Source organism: Pantoea sp. X-Soil-TKNS-1211 (assembly GCF_059730495.1).
On the sequence record NZ_AP035953.1, the window covers coordinates 329,378 to 345,896 of the forward strand.

General features: G+C 55.3%; 18 protein-coding genes. 14 read left to right on the forward strand and 4 right to left on the reverse strand.

Annotated elements, in window-relative coordinates; genetic code table 11:
* Window positions 1-20: 20 nt before the first annotated feature.
* The gene (locus tag AC6I8W_RS01430) at window positions 21-290 is read right to left on the reverse strand and encodes a DUF1145 family protein (protein ID WP_497836679.1); all 270 of its coding nucleotides are present in this window, start codon (window positions 288-290) and stop codon (window positions 21-23) included.
* Window positions 290-880: a 16S rRNA (guanine(966)-N(2))-methyltransferase gene (rsmD, locus tag AC6I8W_RS01435; RefSeq protein WP_497836680.1), complete on the reverse strand. Its 591-nt coding sequence runs from the start codon at window positions 878-880 to the stop codon at window positions 290-292. The genes AC6I8W_RS01430 and rsmD overlap by 1 nt, the downstream gene beginning before the upstream one ends.
* Before the next feature lie 229 nt (window positions 881-1,109).
* On the opposite strand from rsmD, the gene ftsY reads away from it, so the two are divergent.
* The 4 genes from ftsY to rpoH all read left to right on the forward strand — a co-directional run bounded on the left by ftsY (window position 1,110) and on the right by rpoH (window position 5,237).
* Window positions 1,110-2,483, forward strand: a complete 1,374-nt coding sequence (ftsY, locus tag AC6I8W_RS01440) for a signal recognition particle-docking protein FtsY (RefSeq protein WP_497836681.1) — start codon at window positions 1,110-1,112, stop codon at window positions 2,481-2,483.
* Between the two features lie 5 nt (window positions 2,484-2,488).
* Window positions 2,489-3,157, forward strand: a complete 669-nt coding sequence (gene ftsE, locus AC6I8W_RS01445) for a cell division ATP-binding protein FtsE (protein WP_497836682.1) — start codon at window positions 2,489-2,491, stop codon at window positions 3,155-3,157.
* On the forward strand, window positions 3,147-4,130 hold the full coding sequence (ftsX, locus tag AC6I8W_RS01450; RefSeq protein WP_497838084.1) for a permease-like cell division protein FtsX: 984 nt from the start codon (window positions 3,147-3,149) through the stop codon (window positions 4,128-4,130). Before ftsE ends, ftsX begins: the two co-directional genes overlap by 11 nt.
* Before the next feature lie 249 nt (window positions 4,131-4,379).
* Entirely contained in the window at window positions 4,380-5,237 is an 858-nt protein-coding gene (rpoH, locus tag AC6I8W_RS01455; RefSeq protein ID WP_497836683.1) for an RNA polymerase sigma factor RpoH, read from the forward strand.
* 91 nt (window positions 5,238-5,328) lie between these two features.
* On the opposite strand, the gene panM is transcribed toward rpoH, so the two are convergent.
* Window positions 5,329-5,715 carry an aspartate 1-decarboxylase autocleavage activator PanM gene (gene panM, locus AC6I8W_RS01460; protein WP_497836684.1) on the reverse strand — a complete coding sequence of 129 codons (387 nt, stop codon included), beginning with the start codon at window positions 5,713-5,715 and terminating at the stop codon, window positions 5,329-5,331.
* A 404-nt stretch (window positions 5,716-6,119) separates the two neighbouring features.
* Here panM and AC6I8W_RS01465 point away from each other — a divergent pair, with 404 nt between their 5' ends.
* The 10 genes from AC6I8W_RS01465 to ugpQ all read left to right on the forward strand — a co-directional run bounded on the left by AC6I8W_RS01465 (window position 6,120) and on the right by ugpQ (window position 16,165).
* Window positions 6,120-7,247, forward strand: a complete 1,128-nt coding sequence (locus AC6I8W_RS01465) for a branched-chain amino acid ABC transporter substrate-binding protein (protein ID WP_497836685.1) — start codon at window positions 6,120-6,122, stop codon at window positions 7,245-7,247.
* Window positions 7,248-7,366: 119 nt separating this feature from the next.
* The gene (livH, locus tag AC6I8W_RS01470; protein WP_013507457.1) at window positions 7,367-8,293 is read left to right on the forward strand and encodes a high-affinity branched-chain amino acid ABC transporter permease LivH; all 927 of its coding nucleotides are present in this window, start codon (window positions 7,367-7,369) and stop codon (window positions 8,291-8,293) included.
* Entirely contained in the window at window positions 8,290-9,561 is a 1,272-nt protein-coding gene (locus tag AC6I8W_RS01475; RefSeq protein WP_497836686.1) for a high-affinity branched-chain amino acid ABC transporter permease LivM, read from the forward strand. The genes livH and AC6I8W_RS01475 overlap by 4 nt, the downstream gene beginning before the upstream one ends.
* On the forward strand, window positions 9,558-10,325 hold the full coding sequence (livG, locus tag AC6I8W_RS01480; protein WP_013507459.1) for a high-affinity branched-chain amino acid ABC transporter ATP-binding protein LivG: 768 nt from the start codon (window positions 9,558-9,560) through the stop codon (window positions 10,323-10,325). The genes AC6I8W_RS01475 and livG overlap by 4 nt, the downstream gene beginning before the upstream one ends.
* Before the next feature lies 1 nt (window position 10,326).
* Window positions 10,327-11,040, forward strand: coding sequence for a high-affinity branched-chain amino acid ABC transporter ATP-binding protein LivF (gene livF / locus AC6I8W_RS01485; protein ID WP_497836687.1), 714 nt, complete (start codon window positions 10,327-10,329; stop codon window positions 11,038-11,040).
* Window positions 11,041-11,243: 203 nt separating this feature from the next.
* On the forward strand, window positions 11,244-12,560 hold the full coding sequence (ugpB, locus tag AC6I8W_RS01490; RefSeq protein ID WP_497836688.1) for a sn-glycerol-3-phosphate ABC transporter substrate-binding protein UgpB: 1,317 nt from the start codon (window positions 11,244-11,246) through the stop codon (window positions 12,558-12,560).
* Between the two features lie 60 nt (window positions 12,561-12,620).
* Window positions 12,621-13,508, forward strand: coding sequence for a sn-glycerol-3-phosphate ABC transporter permease UgpA (gene ugpA / locus AC6I8W_RS01495; RefSeq protein WP_497836689.1), 888 nt, complete (start codon window positions 12,621-12,623; stop codon window positions 13,506-13,508).
* Window positions 13,505-14,350 carry a sn-glycerol-3-phosphate ABC transporter permease UgpE gene (ugpE, locus tag AC6I8W_RS01500; RefSeq protein WP_497836690.1) on the forward strand — a complete coding sequence of 282 codons (846 nt, stop codon included), beginning with the start codon at window positions 13,505-13,507 and terminating at the stop codon, window positions 14,348-14,350. The genes ugpA and ugpE overlap by 4 nt, the downstream gene beginning before the upstream one ends.
* Window position 14,351: 1 nt before the next feature.
* Window positions 14,352-15,425: a sn-glycerol-3-phosphate import ATP-binding protein UgpC gene (locus AC6I8W_RS01505; RefSeq protein ID WP_497836691.1), complete on the forward strand. Its 1,074-nt coding sequence runs from the start codon at window positions 14,352-14,354 to the stop codon at window positions 15,423-15,425.
* A complete protein-coding gene (ugpQ, locus tag AC6I8W_RS01510) occupies window positions 15,422-16,165 on the forward strand; it encodes a glycerophosphodiester phosphodiesterase (protein WP_497836692.1) in 744 nt (247 codons plus the stop codon). The genes AC6I8W_RS01505 and ugpQ overlap by 4 nt, the downstream gene beginning before the upstream one ends.
* On the opposite strand, the gene AC6I8W_RS01515 is transcribed toward ugpQ, so the two are convergent.
* The gene (locus AC6I8W_RS01515; protein WP_497836693.1) at window positions 16,162-16,437 is read right to left on the reverse strand and encodes a DUF2756 domain-containing protein; all 276 of its coding nucleotides are present in this window, start codon (window positions 16,435-16,437) and stop codon (window positions 16,162-16,164) included. The genes ugpQ and AC6I8W_RS01515 overlap by 4 nt on opposite strands.
* Window positions 16,438-16,519 lie beyond the last annotated feature (82 nt).

Here is a 16,519-nt window from a genome sequence, read left to right on the forward strand (position 1 = left end):
GCGCGGCTACGGAAGAAACATTATCCCTTGGGATAATGTTTCTTTTGCCACGCCAGCAGTTCAAACACGCCAAAAAAGAAAATCTTTAATTGCGTGACGCGTCCCAGTTTGGGCGCCTCTTTCGGCTGCGTGGCGCGCAGCAACACCAGCTGCAAACCATGCATAATCACCATAAAGAACAGCGCAACATGCACGAAATAACGCAGCGGCGTGGGGAACGGCTGGACCAGATTTAACAGCAAAAAGGCCCAGACGCAGATCATTAATAAACGTCCCAGATTAAGCCACATCACACATCTCCTTGTTGGCGTTGATATAAACGATATGCGACCTGCCCGGCAATTTTCTCGCGGTACAGATCCCAACTGGCAGGCACGGGCGGCGCGCCATGTTCCACTTCGCTTTCGACATAAATTAGCGCTTCAGACGCCAGCCAGCCGTTTTGTTCCAGCAGCGCCAGTGTCTCCTGCAACAACCCCTTGCGGAATGGCGGATCGACAAACACTACGTCAAAGGGTTCTCCCGGTTGACTCAACCATTGCAGCGTATTGGCCTGCACCACTTTGCCGTTACTGGCACGAAGCGTTTGCAGATTTTGCGTCAATTGTTGTGCCACCGGACGCTCCAGTTCCAGCAGGGTGGCAGAAGCAGCAAAGCGCGACAACGCTTCCAGGCCGAGCGCACCGCTGCCGGCAAAACAATCGAGGCAATGTGCCTGCTGAATATTCGGGGCCAGCCAGTTAAACAAGGTTTCACGTACCCTATCGGTGGTCGGGCGTAGGCCAGCGCTGTCGGGTACCGGTAATTTACGACCGCGCCATTGACCACCAATGATACGGATCTGACCAGCAGCGCCGCTGCTGCGGGGGGATTTACTCATTTTGCTCACAACTCGTCATAATTTGTTGCGTAGTTTAACGGGCGTGGAAGGGAGAAGAAACGTAAAAAAGGGTGCTGTGGTGCGCTGGCTGGAAAGTGTTAGACTACTGAGTTGGTATGGCGCGTGTAATGCACTGATTTTTACGCGGCTGAAGCCTTAAAATTGAATTTTTTATCCCCTGGGAACAGCGTGCTACCGGGAATAAGCCATCGAGGAGTGTGGTTACGCAATGGCAAAAGAGAAAAAACGCGGCTTTTTTTCCTGGCTAGGTTTTGGCAAAGAAGAAGAGACGCAACAGCCTGCCGAAGAGCAGCAACCCGCCGAGGTGGCGCAGGAGCCAGCCGTTGAAGAGAGCGCGTTAGATCGCGCCGAAGCGCAGGCTGAAGAAACCGTCGCCATCACCGAGCAGGTGGCAGAGCAGCAGGTTGAAGCGCAGGAGGTTGCCGCTGAAGAAGAAGCCCTGCCAGAAGCGCTGGAGCAACCTAAGATTGAGCCGGTTGCCGAAGAGACGCAGGACGCAGACGACAGTCCGCTGAGCGATGAAGAACTCGAAGCGCTGGCATTGGCGGAAGACGCACCGGAAGTTGCATCAGAAGTTGAGCCGGAAGTCCCTGAGGATACCGTCAGCGATCTGCCGCTGGCCGCCGCACCCATTGTGGCGCAGGAGCAGGAACGCCCAACCAAAGAGGGCTTCTTTGCCCGTCTGAAACGCAGCCTTGTAAAAACCCGTGCCAATCTTGGTTCCGGATTTATCAGTCTGTTCCGCGGCAAGAAAATCGATGATGATCTGTTTGAGGAGCTGGAAGAGCAACTGTTGATCGCTGACGTGGGTGTTGAAACCACCAGACGCATCATCACCAATCTGACCCAGCAGGCAAACCGCAAACAACTGCGTGATGCGGAAGCGCTTTATGGTTTGTTGAAAGCGGAAATGGCCGGGATTCTCGACAAAGTTGATGCTCCACTGGATGTTTCAGGTAAAACGCCGTTTGTGATCCTGATGGTTGGGGTCAACGGTGTCGGTAAAACCACTACCATCGGCAAGCTGGCGCGCCAGTATCAGGCCGAAGGCAAATCCGTGATGCTGGCGGCGGGCGATACCTTCCGTGCGGCGGCGGTTGAGCAGTTGCAGGTCTGGGGTCAGCGCAACAACATCCCGGTTATCGCACAGCATACTGGTGCGGATTCCGCGTCAGTGATTTTTGACTCTATCCAGGCGGCGAAAGCGCGTAACGTCGATGTGTTGATTGCCGATACCGCCGGACGTCTGCAAAACAAATCGCATCTGATGGAAGAACTGAAGAAAATCACGCGCGTGATGAAGAAGTTAGATGAAGATGCACCACATGAAGTGATGTTGACCATTGACGCCAGCACCGGGCAGAACGCCATCAGCCAGGCGAAACTGTTCCATGAAGCGGTGGGCCTGACCGGCATCACGCTGACAAAACTGGATGGCACCGCAAAAGGTGGTGTGATCTTCTCGGTTGCCGATCAGTTTGGCATTCCGATTCGTTATATCGGTGTCGGGGAAGGCATCGAGGATTTACGGCCGTTTAAGGCCGCAGACTTTATTGAGGCACTGTTTGCCCGAGAGGACTAATTGGGATGATTCGCTTTGAAGAGGTCAGTAAGGCATATCTGGGCGGGCGTCAGGCGCTCCAGGGCGTGGATTTTCATCTGCGCCCCGGTGAAATGGCGTTTTTGACCGGCCACTCTGGCGCGGGGAAAAGTACCTTACTGAAGCTGATTTGTGGTATTGAGCGCCCGAGCGCCGGGAAGATCTGGTTCAGCGGGCACGACATCTCACGGCTGCGGAATAGCGAAGTGCCCTTCTTGCGTCGTCAGATTGGCATGATCTTTCAGGATCACCATCTGCTGATGGATCGTTCGGTGTATGACAACGTGGCGATCCCGCTGATTATCTCGGGAGCCAGCGGTGAGGATATTCGCCGTCGCGTTTCAGCGGCACTGGATAAAGTGGGCCTGCTCGACAAAGCGAAAAGTTTCCCGATTCAGCTCTCTGGCGGTGAACAGCAGCGTGTTGGCATTGCGCGTGCCGTGGTAAATAAACCTGCCGTGCTGCTGGCGGATGAACCGACCGGTAACCTTGATGAAGCGCTGTCGGAAGATATTCTGCGCCTGTTTGAAGAATTCAACCGCGTTGGTGTGACGGTGCTGATGGCTACCCATGATATGGGGCTGATCGCCCGTCGTAACTATCGCTTGATGACGCTTAATCAGGGACGCCTGCACGGAGGCCATGATGGTCAATAAACGCAATAAGCGCGCACCTGCGCCAAAAGCGAAACAGCCTTCGAAAAGCAAAGCACTAAAAGGTGGCTGGCAGGAGCAGTGGCGCTATGCGCTGCGTGGCACAGTCTCTGATATGTGGCGGCAGCCGCTGGCGACGTTGCTGACGGTGATGGTGATTGCTATCTCGCTGACGCTGCCGAGTGTCTGCTATATGGTGTGGAAAAACGTCAGTCAGGCGGCGACGCAGTGGTATCCGGCACCGCAGCTGACCGTTTATCTCTCCAAAACGCTGGATGACACCGCAGCGGAAAACGTCACAGCACAGCTGAAGCAGTTGGATGGTGTGAAGAACGTCGACTATCTGACGCGTGAAGAAGCGCTTAACGAGTTCCGCAACTGGTCGGGTTTTGGCGGTGCGATGGATATGCTGGAGCAGAATCCGCTGCCAGCGGTGGCGATTATCACGCCGAAGCTGAATTTCCAGAGCGCCGATACGCTGGCAAGCCTGCGTGATCGCGTGTCGAAAGTGCAGGGCGTGGATGAAGTCCGTATGGACGACAGCTGGTTTGCCCGCCTGGCGGCGTTGTCCGGGTTAGTCGGGCAAATTGCTGAGATCATTGGCTTGTTGATGGTCATCGCGGTATTCCTGGTGATTGGCAACAGCGTGCGCCTCAGCATTTTTGCGCGCCGCGATACCATCAACGTGCAGAAATTGCTGGGGGCCACTGACGGCTTTATCCTGCGTCCATTCCTTTACGGCGGGGCGATGCTGGGCTTTAGCGGCGCGGTATTATCGCTAATCCTGTCCGAGGTGCTGGTGCTACGTCTGCAATCGGTGGTGGCGCAGGTGGCGCAAGTATTTGGCACCAGCTTTGATCTGGAAGGTTTTTCCTGGGATGAAGCGTTGCTGCTGCTATTGATTGCCGCCATTATCGGCTGGATTGCGGCCTGGCTGGCAACGGTACAACATTTACGCCGATTTACGCCGCAGTAAACGCCTGACACATTTTTTTGGTATAATAGTCCTCTGCTGCCGACAATCGGGTGCAGAGGATTTTTTCTCCGCTTCCCTTCCTGTCATCTGTGTGTAAAATATTCACCGTTACAATTGAACTTGTGGATAACTTTGATCTCTAAGTTCGGGTAGCACAGATTGCTTTCAGATTTCCAGCAACGTTGACGTAATGTATCGTCTGCTCATGGGAACGTGCAGCAATATTCCACTGAATTTGTGAGGGTTTGAATGACCAAAGAAATGCAAACTTTAGCTATTGCTCCTCTTGGCAACCTGGAATCATATATCCGGGCTGCTAACGTCTGGCCGATGCTGTCGGCAGAAGAGGAAAAAGCGCTGGCTGAACGGCTGCATTACCAGGGCGATCTGGATGCGGCTAAGACGCTGATCCTGTCTCATCTGCGCTTTGTTGTTCATATCGCTCGTAACTATTCCGGTTACGGCTTGCCACAGGCAGACCTGATTCAGGAAGGGAACATCGGCCTGATGAAGGCGGTGCGTCGCTTCAATCCTGAAGTCGGTGTGCGTCTGGTGTCGTTTGCCGTGCACTGGATTAAAGCTGAGATTCATGAATACGTCCTGCGCAACTGGCGTATTGTGAAGGTCGCTACTACTAAAGCACAGCGTAAGCTGTTCTTTAACCTGCGTAAAACTAAGCAGCGTCTGGGCTGGTTTAACCAGGATGAAGTCGAAATGGTAGCGCGCGAGCTGGGCGTGAGCAGCAAAGATGTGCGTGAAATGGAATCGCGCATGGCGGCACAGGATATGACTTTCGACATGTCGGCTGACGACGAAAACGGCGAAAGCAAATCCATGGCTCCAGTGCTGTATCTACAGGATAAAACCTCTGACTTTGCTGATGGTATTGAAGAGGACAACTGGGATGCACACGCCGCCGATAAACTGACCGACGCGATGCAGGGTCTGGACGAGCGTAGTCAGCACATCATCCGTGCGCGCTGGCTGGATGAAGAGAACAAAACCACCTTGCAGGAACTGGCCGACCAATACGGCGTTTCCGCAGAGCGTGTGCGCCAGTTGGAAAAGAACGCCATGAAGAAATTACGTATGGCGATTGAAGCCTGATAAAAGCACATACCCCGTAGCGGCGCGATTTATCGCGCGCCTTTGACGTTAATATAACGGACAAAAGCGCGATAAATCGCGCCGCTACGTTTTAGCGCGTCCAGCCATCAGCCTGCGCGCGAAAACCACAAGCCTGCATAAACGCAGCGCGAACGCCCTGATCATCAGCGCCGTCATCGGCAACCCACCAATCCGCCAGCGAACTGTTCTGCGCCAGCGTCTCCTCCAGCAAATATTTCCCCACGCCGCGGCGACGGGTCACATCCCGCACCTGAAGATGGGTAATTTTTCCCTGCGTGCCCTGAATGGTCAGTTGTAATGCCGCCAGCAAACGATCATTAAAGCGCGCGGCATACATGCGCTGCGTTTCGCTTAGCTGGGCTTCCAGTTGTGAAATATCGATCTCAGGCCAGACTTTCGTCAGGTCGATGCGATCCTGCGTCGACAACGATGTTAAGCGCTGAATAGTGAGCTTCATTCCCCGTACCTGTACTAGTGCAAAGGGCATAGTGTAGCGAATTTAGACAGTCAGAGCGCTGTCACTTTTTTTTGATAAAAATAGGTCAAACAACAGCCTGTTTGCCAGAATGATAGTTAAACAGGGCGATGGTTGGTTAAATAGCCAGCATAATTAGCTGGTAAGTCGGCGAAAATGCGGCCATAACAACCAGACGATTCTGCTGTTCAATCCAGCTATAACTGAATATGTCAGTTGATTTACAGAAGAAACTTCCTGTTTAATAACCTGAAAAATAAAGCCTTATTACCAATAAATGCCAGAAAAGTGCGCTAACTCATTATTCCAGAATCAGTTTTCCTCTTTCACTGGCAGAAAATAATCCAAACCACAACAGACACGACACAACAGATGGGGAAGTTCGCATGAAAATGAGTAAAGGACGCGCATTATTGGCGGGCTGCGTGGCGCTGGCGCTGAGCCATGCGGCGCTGGCAAAAGACATCAAAATTGCCATCGTCGGCGCAGCAACCGGCCCGGTAGCCCAATACGGCGACATGCAATTTACCGGTGCGGCCCAGGCCATTAAGGACATCAATGCTAAAGGCGGTGTCAACGGCGATAAGCTGGTTGGCGTGGAATACGACGACGCCTGTGACCCGAAACAAGCGGTAGCGGTTGCCAACAAAGTGGTCAACGACGGTATCAAATACGTTATCGGTCACCTGTGCTCCTCTTCTACCCAGCCTGCGTCTGATATTTATAACGATGAAGGCGTGCTGATGATTACCCCGGCAGCCACCGCACCGGAACTGACCGCGCGTGGTTATGCTGATGTGATGCGCACCACCGGTCTGGATTCCGATCAAGGCCCGACGGCGGCGAACTACATCCTGGACACCATCAAACCGAAACGTATCGCTGTGGTGCATGACAAGCAGCAGTACGGTCAGGGTCTGGCGGAATCCGTGCAGAAAACCCTGAAAGCCAAAGGCGGCAACGTGGTGCTGTTCGAAGGTATCACTGCTGGCGATAAAGATTTCTCCACCCTGATTGCTCGTCTGAAGAAAGACAACGTCGATTTCGTTTACTACGGTGGTTACTACCCGGAGCTGGGCCAGATTCTGCGCCAGGCAAAAGCGGCAGGTCTGAATGCGGGCTTTATGGGACCGGAAGGGGTGGGCAACGCCTCACTGTCTAACATCGCTGGTGATGCGTCTGAAGGTCTGTACGTGACGCTGCCGAAGCGCTATGACCAACTGCCGGACAACAAAGCGATTGTGGATGCCATCAAAGCTAACACCGCACCGAACCGCAAAGATCCGACCGGTCCGTTCGTCTGGACGACCTATGCCGCGATTCAGTCGCTGGTGGCCGGTATTGAACGCAGCAAGAGCGACGAGCCTGATGCGATCGCCAAGAACCTGAAAGAAGGTGCACCAGTGCCGACGGTGATGGGCAACCTCAGCTGGGACCAGAAAGGTGACCTGAAAGGCTTCGAGTTCGGCATCTTCAAATGGCATAAAGACGGCTCATCTACCGCGATCAAATAATCGTTGCATCCAGCACGATCGCAGGGGCGGCCTCAGGGCCGCCCTTACTCAAACCGGTTAATTTACCGCCAGTCGCGGTAACGATTTACCATCACGGACGTGTTTCTAAGGTACTTGTTATGTCCGAGCAGTTCCTCTATTTCCTCCAGCAGATGTTCAACGGAGTGACCCTGGGCAGCACTTACGCGCTGATCGCCATTGGGTACACCATGGTTTACGGCATTATCGGCATGATCAACTTCGCCCACGGCGAGGTGTACATGATCGGTAGCTATGTCTCCTTTATCGTCATCGCCGCGCTGATGATGATGGGCATCGACACCACCTGGCTGATGATTGCCGCAGGTTTTGTCATGGCGATCATCATCTCCAGCGCTTACGGCTGGAGCATTGAACGTGTGGCCTATAAGCCGGTGCGTTCCTCTAAGCGCCTGATCGCGCTGATCTCCGCCATCGGGATGTCGATCTTCCTGCAAAACTACGTCAGCCTGACGCAAGGCTCGCGCGACCTCGCGTTGCCGAGCCTGATCACCGGGCAATGGACGTTAGGTGAAAGCAACGGCTTTGCCGCCACGCTCTCCACCATGCAGTTAATGATCTGGGTAGTGACCTTTATCGCCATGTTGGCACTGACGGTATTTATCCGTTATTCACGTATGGGACGCGCCTGCCGAGCCTGTGCAGAAGACCTGAAAATGGCCAGCCTGCTGGGTATCAATACCGATCGTGTGATTTCGCTGACCTTTGTGATTGGCGCAGCCATGGCGGCGGTGGCCGGGGTGCTGCTGGGGCAGTTCTACGGTTCCATCAACCCGTTTATCGGCTTTATGGCGGGGATGAAAGCCTTTACCGCCGCGGTGCTGGGTGGGATTGGTAGCATTCCGGGTGCGATGATCGGCGGCCTGGTGCTGGGCATTGCCGAAGCGCTGACCTCGGCCTATCTCTCCACCGAATATAAAGATGTGGTCTCCTTTGCGCTGCTGATTGTGGTGTTGTTGGTGATGCCAACCGGCATCCTTGGCCGCCCGGAGGTGGAAAAAGTATGAAGCGCCTCGGACTGGTTAACGCCGTTATCTCTACGGTGATGTTGCTGGTGCTCGCCACCTTCTTTATGGGGATGCGCCTCGATCTTGATGGCACCAAACTGGTGGTGTCCAACGCAGGGACGGTACGCTGGAACTGGATTTTTGTCGGTTGCGGCGTGGTATTCCTGTTCCAGTTGTTGCGTCCGTTATTCCAGGGCGCGTTGAAGCGCAGCGGTAACGGGTTGGTGCTGCCGGGCTTTGATGGTTCGACACCCAAGCAGAAGCTGGTGATGGTGTTGATGATCGTTGCGGCAGTGATCTGGCCGTTCCTGGTGTCGCGCGGTAGCGTGGATATCGCCACGCTGACGTTGATCTACGTGATGTTGGGCCTCGGTCTGAACGTGGTGGTGGGGTTGTCGGGCCTGTTGGTACTGGGCTACGGCGGCTTCTACGCCATTGGTGCCTATACCTTTGCTTTGCTGAACCACTACTACGGTTTTGGTTTCTGGCAGAGCTTGCCGCTGGCGGGGCTGGTGGCCGGGGCGTTTGGCTTGCTGCTTGGCTTCCCGGTGCTGCGTTTGCGTGGCGACTATCTGGCGATTGTCACCCTCGGCTTTGGCGAGATTGTTCGTATCCTGCTGCTGAACAACACTGCGATTACCGGCGGTCCGAATGGCATCGCGCAAATCCCGAAACCGACCTTATTCGGCCTGGAGTTTGGTCGCAAGGTCAGTGACGGAGGCTGGGGCACCTTCCACGAGGTGTTCGGCATGAAATACGATCCCAATGATCGCGTGATTTTCCTCTACCTGGTGGCGTTGCTGCTGGTGGTGCTGACGTTGATTATCATCAACCGCCTGCTGCGTATGCCGCTGGGCCGCGCCTGGGAAGCACTGCGTGAAGATGAAATCGCTTGTCGTTCTCTCGGTCTCAGCCCGACACGTATCAAGCTGACGGCGTTTACCATCAGCGCGGCTTTCGCCGGTTTCGCCGGTACGTTATTTGCTGCGCGTCAGGGATTTGTCAGCCCAGAATCCTTCACCTTTGTCGAGTCGGCGTTTGTGCTGGCGATTGTGGTGTTGGGCGGCATGGGATCGCAATTTGCGGTGATCCTCGCGGCAGTGCTGCTGGTGGTGTCGCGTGAGCTGATGCGTGATCTCAACGAATACAGCATGCTGGTGTTGGGGGGCTTAATGGTGCTGATGATGATTTGGCGCCCACAGGGTCTGCTGCCGATGAAGCGTCCGCAACTGAAATTGAAACAGGGTAAAGCAGGAGAGCAGGCATGAGTCAGCCTTTATTAGCCGTAGAAGGCCTGATGATGCGTTTTGGTGGCCTGCTGGCGGTCAACAACGTGGCGCTGGAACTGCGCGAGCAGGAAATCGTCTCGCTGATTGGTCCGAACGGCGCGGGTAAAACCACGGTGTTCAACTGCCTGACCGGTTTCTACAAACCCACCGGCGGTAGCATCAAACTGCGCGATCAAAATCTGGCAGGCTTACCGGGACAGAAAATTGCGCGGATGGGCATTGTGCGTACCTTCCAGCATGTACGTCTGTTCCGTGAGATGACGGTGATTGAAAACCTGCTGGTGGCGCAACATCAGCATCTGAAAAGCGGCGTGTTCTCCGGGTTATTCAAAACCCCGGCGTTCCGCAAAGGCGAAAGCGAAGCGCTGGATCGTGCCGCTACCTGGCTGGAACGTATCGGCCTGTTGGAGCTGGCGAACCGTCAGGCGGGTAACCTCGCTTATGGTCAGCAACGTCGTCTGGAGATTGCACGCTGCATGGTTACGCGTCCGGAAATCCTGATGCTGGATGAACCGGCTGCCGGTCTGAACCCGAAGGAAACCCATGAACTGGACGAACTGATTGCCGAACTGCGCGGAACGCATAAGGTGTCGGTGCTGTTGATCGAACATGATATGAAGCTGGTGATGGGCATTTCTGACCGCATCTATGTGGTCAATCAGGGAACGCCGCTGGCCAACGGCACGCCGGAAGAGATTCGTAACAACCCGGACGTGATCCGTGCCTATTTAGGAGAGGCGTAACATGGCCAACCCGATGTTAACCATTGAAAGCGTCAGCGCCCATTATGGCAAAATCCAGGCGCTGCATAACGTCAGCCTGTATATCAATCAGGGGGAGATTGTCACCCTGATTGGTGCCAACGGTGCAGGAAAAACTACGCTGCTCGGTACGCTGTGCGGCGAGCCACGTGCAACGGCGGGCACCATTACGTTTGATGGCAAAACCATCACCGACTGGCAAACTGCACGCATCATGCGTGAGGCGATCGCGATTGTGCCGGAAGGTCGTCGGGTGTTTTCGCGCATGACGGTGGAAGAGAACCTGGCGATGGGCGGCTTCTTTGCCAGTCGTGGTCAGTATCAGGAGCGTATTGAACGCGTTTATGATCTGTTCCCGCGTCTGGCGGAGCGTAAAGTGCAGCGCGCAGGCACGATGTCCGGTGGTGAGCAGCAGATGCTGGCGATTGGCCGTGCGCTGATGAGCCAGCCGCGTCTGCTGTTGCTGGACGAACCGTCGCTCGGCCTGGCACCGATTATTATTCAGCAGATTTTCGACACCATTGAGCAACTGCGTAAAGAAGGGATGACCATCTTCCTTGTAGAGCAGAACGCCAACCAGGCGCTGAAACTGGCCGACCGTGGCTACGTGCTGGAGAACGGGCATGTGGTGCTGGAGGATAGCGGCGAAGCGTTGCTGTCCAACGAGGCAGTACGTAGCGCGTATCTCGGAGCTTGATTTGTAGCGGCGCGATTTATCGCGCTGCTTTTTTGCCACTGCACTGAATCAACGGGGCGCGATAAATCGCGCCGCGACATGGCGACATCCCTGTCACATTCCCGTCATTAACCTGTTATTTTTCCGTCATTTTCCCGTGTCATGTTACTTCGCGAACAAAAAATGCGTGATTTCGCGCGCACCTACATGCACAGGAAAACATTATGTCCGCTTTTACGCTTCGTCCCCGCCTGATGAGTGCCCTGCTCGGTCTGGCGCTCAGTGGTAATGCACTGGCCGCCACCGAAATTCCTTTCTGGCACTCCATGGAAGGCGAGTTAGGCAAAGAAGTCGATTCTCTGGCACAACGTTTTAACCAGGCTCACCCAGATTACAAAATCGTCCCGGTCTACAAAGGCAACTATGAACAGAGCCTGGCGGCGGGGATTGCAGCAGTCCGTACCGGTAAAGCTCCGGCCATTTTGCAGGTGTATGAAGTGGGCACCGCCACCATGATGGCGTCCAAAGCCATTGTGCCGGTGCATCAGGTGTTCCAGGACGCTGGTATCGCGTTTGATGAAAAACAGTTCGTTCCGACCGTAGCGGGCTACTACAGTGATTCCAGCGGCCATTTAATCTCTCAGCCGTTCAACAGCTCCACCCCGGTGCTGTACTACAACAAAGACGCCTTCAAAAAAGCCGGTCTGAACCCGGATCAGCCACCGAAAACCTGGCAGGAACTGGCGAAAGACGCCGACGCGCTGCGTAAAGCTGGCCTGACCTGTGGTTACGCCAGCGGCTGGCAGGGCTGGATTCAGATTGAAAACTTCAGCGCCTGGCACGCCTTGCCGGTCGCGACCAAAAACAACGGCTTTGACGGCACCGATGCCGTGCTGGAGTTCAACAAGCCAGTGCAAGTTCGTCATATCCAGATGCTGGAAGACATGAACAAGAAGGGTGATTTCACCTACTTTGGCCGTAAAGATGAATCCACCGCTAAGTTCTACAACGGCGATTGTGGCATCACCACCGCGTCTTCCGGTTCACTGGCGGATATCAAACACTACGCCAAATTCAACTTTGGTGTCGGCATGATGCCGTATGACGCAACCGTGCCGAATGCGCCGCAGAACGCCATTATCGGTGGTGCCAGCCTGTGGGTGATGAAAGGCAAAGATGCCAATACCTACAAAGGCGTGGCGGAGTTTATGCAGTTCCTGGCGCAGCCAGAAATCGCGGCAGAGTGGCACCAGAAAACCGGTTATCTGCCGATCACCACGGCGGCTTACGAGCTGACCAAGAAGCAGGGCTTCTACGACAAGAATCCGGGTGCCGATATCGCCACGCGCCAGATGCTGAACAAAGATCCGCTGCCGTTCACCAAAGGGATGCGTCTGGGCAATATGCCGCAGATCCGTACCATCGTGGACGAGGAGCTGGAAAGCGTGTGGACCGGCAAACAGTCGCCGCAGGCAGCGCTGGATAACTCAGTAAAACGTGGAAACGAACTGCTGCGCCGTTTTGAGCAGCAAGTGAAGTAACCCGCCGTAACGGGGCAGGCCGCGTGTCTGCCCCGATCTATCTGCCTGAACGAGTCCGTTATGTCCTCATCACGTCCGGTTTTCCGCTCCCGTTTGCTGCCTTATCTGCTGGTTCTGCCACAGTTGGTGATTACCGCCATCTTCTTTCTGTGGCCTGCCGGGGAAGCGTTGTGGTACTCGCTGCAAAACCTTGATCCTTTTGGCATCTCCAGCACCTTTGTTGGGCTGGATAACTTCAGGCGACTGTTCAGCGATGAGTACTACCTGGCCTCATTCTGGACCACCATTGAATTCAGTACGCTGGTGACGGTGTGCGGCATGTTGTTTTCTCTGCTGCTGGCAGCGTTGGTGGATTACGTGGTACGGCTGAAAAAGCTTTACCAAACCTTGCTGCTGCTGCCGTATGCGGTCGCACCGGTAGTGGCGGCGGTACTGTGGATGTTCTTGTTTAACCCCGGACTCGGTCTGTTCAGCCATCTGCTTAACCAGATCGGTTACAACTGGAACTACGCGCAAAACAGCGGTCAGGCGATGTTCCTGATTGTGCTGGCATCGATTTGGCAGCAGATGAGCTACAACTTCCTGTTTTTCTTTGCAGCGCTGCAATCGATCCCGAAATCGCTGGTGGAAGCGGCGGCAATTGACGGTGCCGGACCGGTGCGTCGTTTCTTCAATCTGTCGCTACCGTTGATCACCCCGGTGAGTTTCTTCCTGCTGGTGGTCAACCTGGTGTACGCCTTCTTCGACACTTTCCCGGTGATCGATGCCGCGACCGGCGGTGGCCCGGTACAGGCGACCACCACGCTGATCTATAAAATTTATCGCGAAGGTTTTACCGGGCTGGATCTCTCCTCGTCAGCGGCGCAATCGGTGGTGCTGATGCTGTTGGTGATCGGCCTGACTATCCTGCAATTCCGCTTTGTCGAGCGTAAGGTGCAATACCAATGATTGAAAACCGACGCGGGCTGGATATCTTCAGCCACACGCTGCTGGTGTTGGGCGTGCTGACCATTCTGTTCCCGCTGTATGTCGCCTTTGTCGCGGCAACGCTGGATAACAACGCGGTGTACCAGGTGCCGATGACGCTGATCCCCGGCACCCATCTATGGGACAACATCACGCGCATCTGGACGCAGGGCGTCAACGGCAGCGGTCCGGCCTTTGGCCTGATGCTGTTCAACAGCCTGGTGATGGCGCTGAGTATCACGGTGGGCAAAATCGCCGTCTCAATGCTATCGGCGTTTGCGCTGGTGTGGTTCCGCTTTCCGCTGCGCTCGCTGTTTTTCTGGCTGATCTTCATCACCCTGATGTTGCCGGTAGAAGTACGTATATTCCCGACGGTAGAGGTGATCTCGACACTGCATATGCTCGACAGCTACAGCGGCCTGACGTTGCCGCTGATGGCCTCGGCGACCGCCACCTTCCTGTTTCGCCAGTTCTTTATGTCGCTGCCGGATGAACTGATTGAAGCGGCACGCATCGATGGTGCCAGTCCGCTGCGCTTTTTCTGGGACATCGTGCTGCCGCTATCGAAAACCAATCTGGCGGCGCTGTTCGTCATCACCTTTATCTACGGCTGGAACCAGTATCTGTGGCCGTTGCTGATCATCAATGACGCCAGCCTTGGCACCGCCGTGGCCGGGGTGAGAAGTATGATCAATACCAGCGGTGGCCCGACGCAGTGGAATGAAGTGATGGCGGCAATGTTATTAACCCTGATCCCACCGGTGGTGGTGGTTTTAGTCATGCAGCGTGCCTTTGTGCGTGGCCTGGTGGAGAGTGAAAAATAAAATGGCAGGCGTAACCCTTCAGACCGTCACCAAATCGTATGACGGCAAAAATCAGATCATTCAGCCGCTGAACATCACCATTAACGATGGCGAGTTTATGGTGATGGTCGGGCCTTCCGGCTGCGGTAAATCCACGCTGCTGCGCATGGTGGCCGGGCTGGAGCGCGTCAGCTCTGGTGATATCTATATCGACGACAAACGCGTGACCGATTTGGAACCGAAAGATCGTGGCATTGCCATGGTGTTCCAGAACTACGCACTCTATCCACATATGACGGTGGAAGAGAACATGGCCTATGGCCTGAAAATCCGTGGCATGGGCAAAGAACAGATCCGCCAGCGCGTGCTGGAAGCGGCGCGCAGCCTCGAACTGGATCATCTGCTGACCCGTCGCCCGCGTGAGTTGTCCGGTGGTCAGCGACAGCGTGTGGCGATGGGGCGTGCCATCGTACGTGAACCGGCGGTGTTCCTGTTTGATGAACCGCTGTCGAACCTCGATGCCCGCCTGCGCGTGCAGATGCGGCTGGAGCTGCAACAGCTGCACCGCCGTCTGCAAACCACCAGCCTGTACGTGACGCACGACCAGGTTGAGGCGATGACGCTGGCGCAGCGCGTGATGGTGATGAACAAAGGCATTGTCGAGCAGGTGGGCACGCCGGTTGAGGTGTATGAACGTCCGGCCAGCCAGTTTGTCGCTGCCTTCATCGGCTCACCGGCGATGAACCTGCTGCCGGGGCAAATCAACAGCGATGGCACCCGCTTTACCCTCGATGCGCTGCACGCGCTGCCGTTGGGGGAAAGCAAGGCGAAGTGGGCGAATCGGCCACTGACGCTGGGCATCCGCCCGGAACATATTCAGTTAAGCAGCCGGGATGCCGGCGGAATTCCGCTGGTGGTGGAAACCCTGGAAATGCTCGGTGCCGATAATCTGGCGCACGGTCGTATCGGTGAGGCGCGATTGGTGGTACGTTTGCCGCACAGCGAACGCCCGCTGGCGGGCAGTAGCTTGTGGCTGCATCTGCCGTCGGAAGCGTTACATTTCTTCGATTCAACTCATGGAAAGCGTCTGGAATGAGTAAGCACAACTGGCCGTATCCGCGCATCGTCGCCCATCGTGGCGGCGGTAAACTGGCCCCGGAAAATACCCTCGCCGCCATTGATGTGGGCGCGCATTATCGCCACCAGATGATTGAGTTTGACGCCAAACTCTCAGACGATCGGCAGATTTTCCTGCTGCACGATGACACCCTCGATCGCACCAGCAACGGTTGGGGTGTGGCGGGGGATCTGCCGTGGGATAAGCTGGCACAACTAGACGCGGGCAGCTGGTTTAGCAACAAATTTGCCGGTGAGCCGCTGGCGCTGCTGAGTGATGTAGCGGCGCGCTGCCGTCAGCATCAGATGATGGCGAATATTGAGATCAAACCGACTACCGGCAAAGAGGTGGAGACCGGGCGTGATGTGGCGTTAGCCGCACGTGAATTATGGCAGGGGCAAACTGCGCCGCTGCTGTCATCTTTCTCGTATGAGGCGCTGGAAGCCGCCATGCAGGCAGTGCCGGAGCTACCGCGTGGCTTGCTGCTGGATAGCTGGCATGATGACTGGCAAGCGCTGACGTCGAGCCTTGATTGCGTGTCGATTCATCTCAACCACAAATTGCTGGATGCCGAACGCACCGCCCTGTTGAAAGCGGCGGGCTTACATATTCTGGTGTACACCGTGAATCAGCCCGATCGGGCGCGCGAGCTGCTGAGCTGGGGTATCGATGCGATCTGTACCGACCGCATCGACCTTATCGGACCCGACTTCCGTTAATTGGTGTTCTGCTGGCCCGGCTGCGTTTTGATGACGCGCTGCTGGGCGCTATCGCGATGTTCCTGCATTTTGCGCTGTAAATCCTGTTTCTGCTGCTGCTGATCCTGTTGCAGCTTCTGTTTCTGCTGCTGCTGTTGGATTTGCATCTGTGTCTGCACCCGTTGCTGGCTGGGGTTATAGCCCGGTTTGAACGGTTCATTGGTGTTATTCAGCATATTCGCCATGCTGCTGAGCGGCAGCAGGGCAGCGAAAACAATCAGCCATTTTTTCATGGTCATTCCTCCATTTGATGCCGCGATGCCGTGTGTCAGGCGTATCTGCGACTGTCATAAGTTTATGCGATATTAAAAAGGG

What these genes read in the sequence shown, in the direction of transcription:
- AC6I8W_RS01430 (WP_497836679.1), bottom strand. Translation starts at nt 290, where the DNA reads ATGTGGCTTAATCTGGGACGTTTATTAATGATCTGCGTCTGGGCCTTT.
- rsmD (WP_497836680.1), bottom strand. Translation starts at nt 880, where the DNA reads ATGAGTAAATCCCCCCGCAGCAGCGGCGCTGCTGGTCAGATCCGTATC.
- ftsY (WP_497836681.1), top strand. Translation starts at nt 1,110, where the DNA reads ATGGCAAAAGAGAAAAAACGCGGCTTTTTTTCCTGGCTAGGTTTTGGC.
- ftsE (WP_497836682.1), top strand. Translation starts at nt 2,489, where the DNA reads ATGATTCGCTTTGAAGAGGTCAGTAAGGCATATCTGGGCGGGCGTCAG.
- ftsX (WP_497838084.1), top strand. Translation starts at nt 3,147, where the DNA reads ATGGTCAATAAACGCAATAAGCGCGCACCTGCGCCAAAAGCGAAACAG.
- rpoH (WP_497836683.1), top strand. Translation starts at nt 4,380, where the DNA reads ATGACCAAAGAAATGCAAACTTTAGCTATTGCTCCTCTTGGCAACCTG.
- panM (WP_497836684.1), bottom strand. Translation starts at nt 5,715, where the DNA reads ATGAAGCTCACTATTCAGCGCTTAACATCGTTGTCGACGCAGGATCGC.
- AC6I8W_RS01465 (WP_497836685.1), top strand. Translation starts at nt 6,120, where the DNA reads ATGAAAATGAGTAAAGGACGCGCATTATTGGCGGGCTGCGTGGCGCTG.
- livH (WP_013507457.1), top strand. Translation starts at nt 7,367, where the DNA reads ATGTCCGAGCAGTTCCTCTATTTCCTCCAGCAGATGTTCAACGGAGTG.
- AC6I8W_RS01475 (WP_497836686.1), top strand. Translation starts at nt 8,290, where the DNA reads ATGAAGCGCCTCGGACTGGTTAACGCCGTTATCTCTACGGTGATGTTG.
- livG (WP_013507459.1), top strand. Translation starts at nt 9,558, where the DNA reads ATGAGTCAGCCTTTATTAGCCGTAGAAGGCCTGATGATGCGTTTTGGT.
- livF (WP_497836687.1), top strand. Translation starts at nt 10,327, where the DNA reads ATGGCCAACCCGATGTTAACCATTGAAAGCGTCAGCGCCCATTATGGC.
- ugpB (WP_497836688.1), top strand. Translation starts at nt 11,244, where the DNA reads ATGTCCGCTTTTACGCTTCGTCCCCGCCTGATGAGTGCCCTGCTCGGT.
- ugpA (WP_497836689.1), top strand. Translation starts at nt 12,621, where the DNA reads ATGTCCTCATCACGTCCGGTTTTCCGCTCCCGTTTGCTGCCTTATCTG.
- ugpE (WP_497836690.1), top strand. Translation starts at nt 13,505, where the DNA reads ATGATTGAAAACCGACGCGGGCTGGATATCTTCAGCCACACGCTGCTG.
- AC6I8W_RS01505 (WP_497836691.1), top strand. Translation starts at nt 14,352, where the DNA reads ATGGCAGGCGTAACCCTTCAGACCGTCACCAAATCGTATGACGGCAAA.
- ugpQ (WP_497836692.1), top strand. Translation starts at nt 15,422, where the DNA reads ATGAGTAAGCACAACTGGCCGTATCCGCGCATCGTCGCCCATCGTGGC.
- AC6I8W_RS01515 (WP_497836693.1), bottom strand. Translation starts at nt 16,437, where the DNA reads ATGAAAAAATGGCTGATTGTTTTCGCTGCCCTGCTGCCGCTCAGCAGC.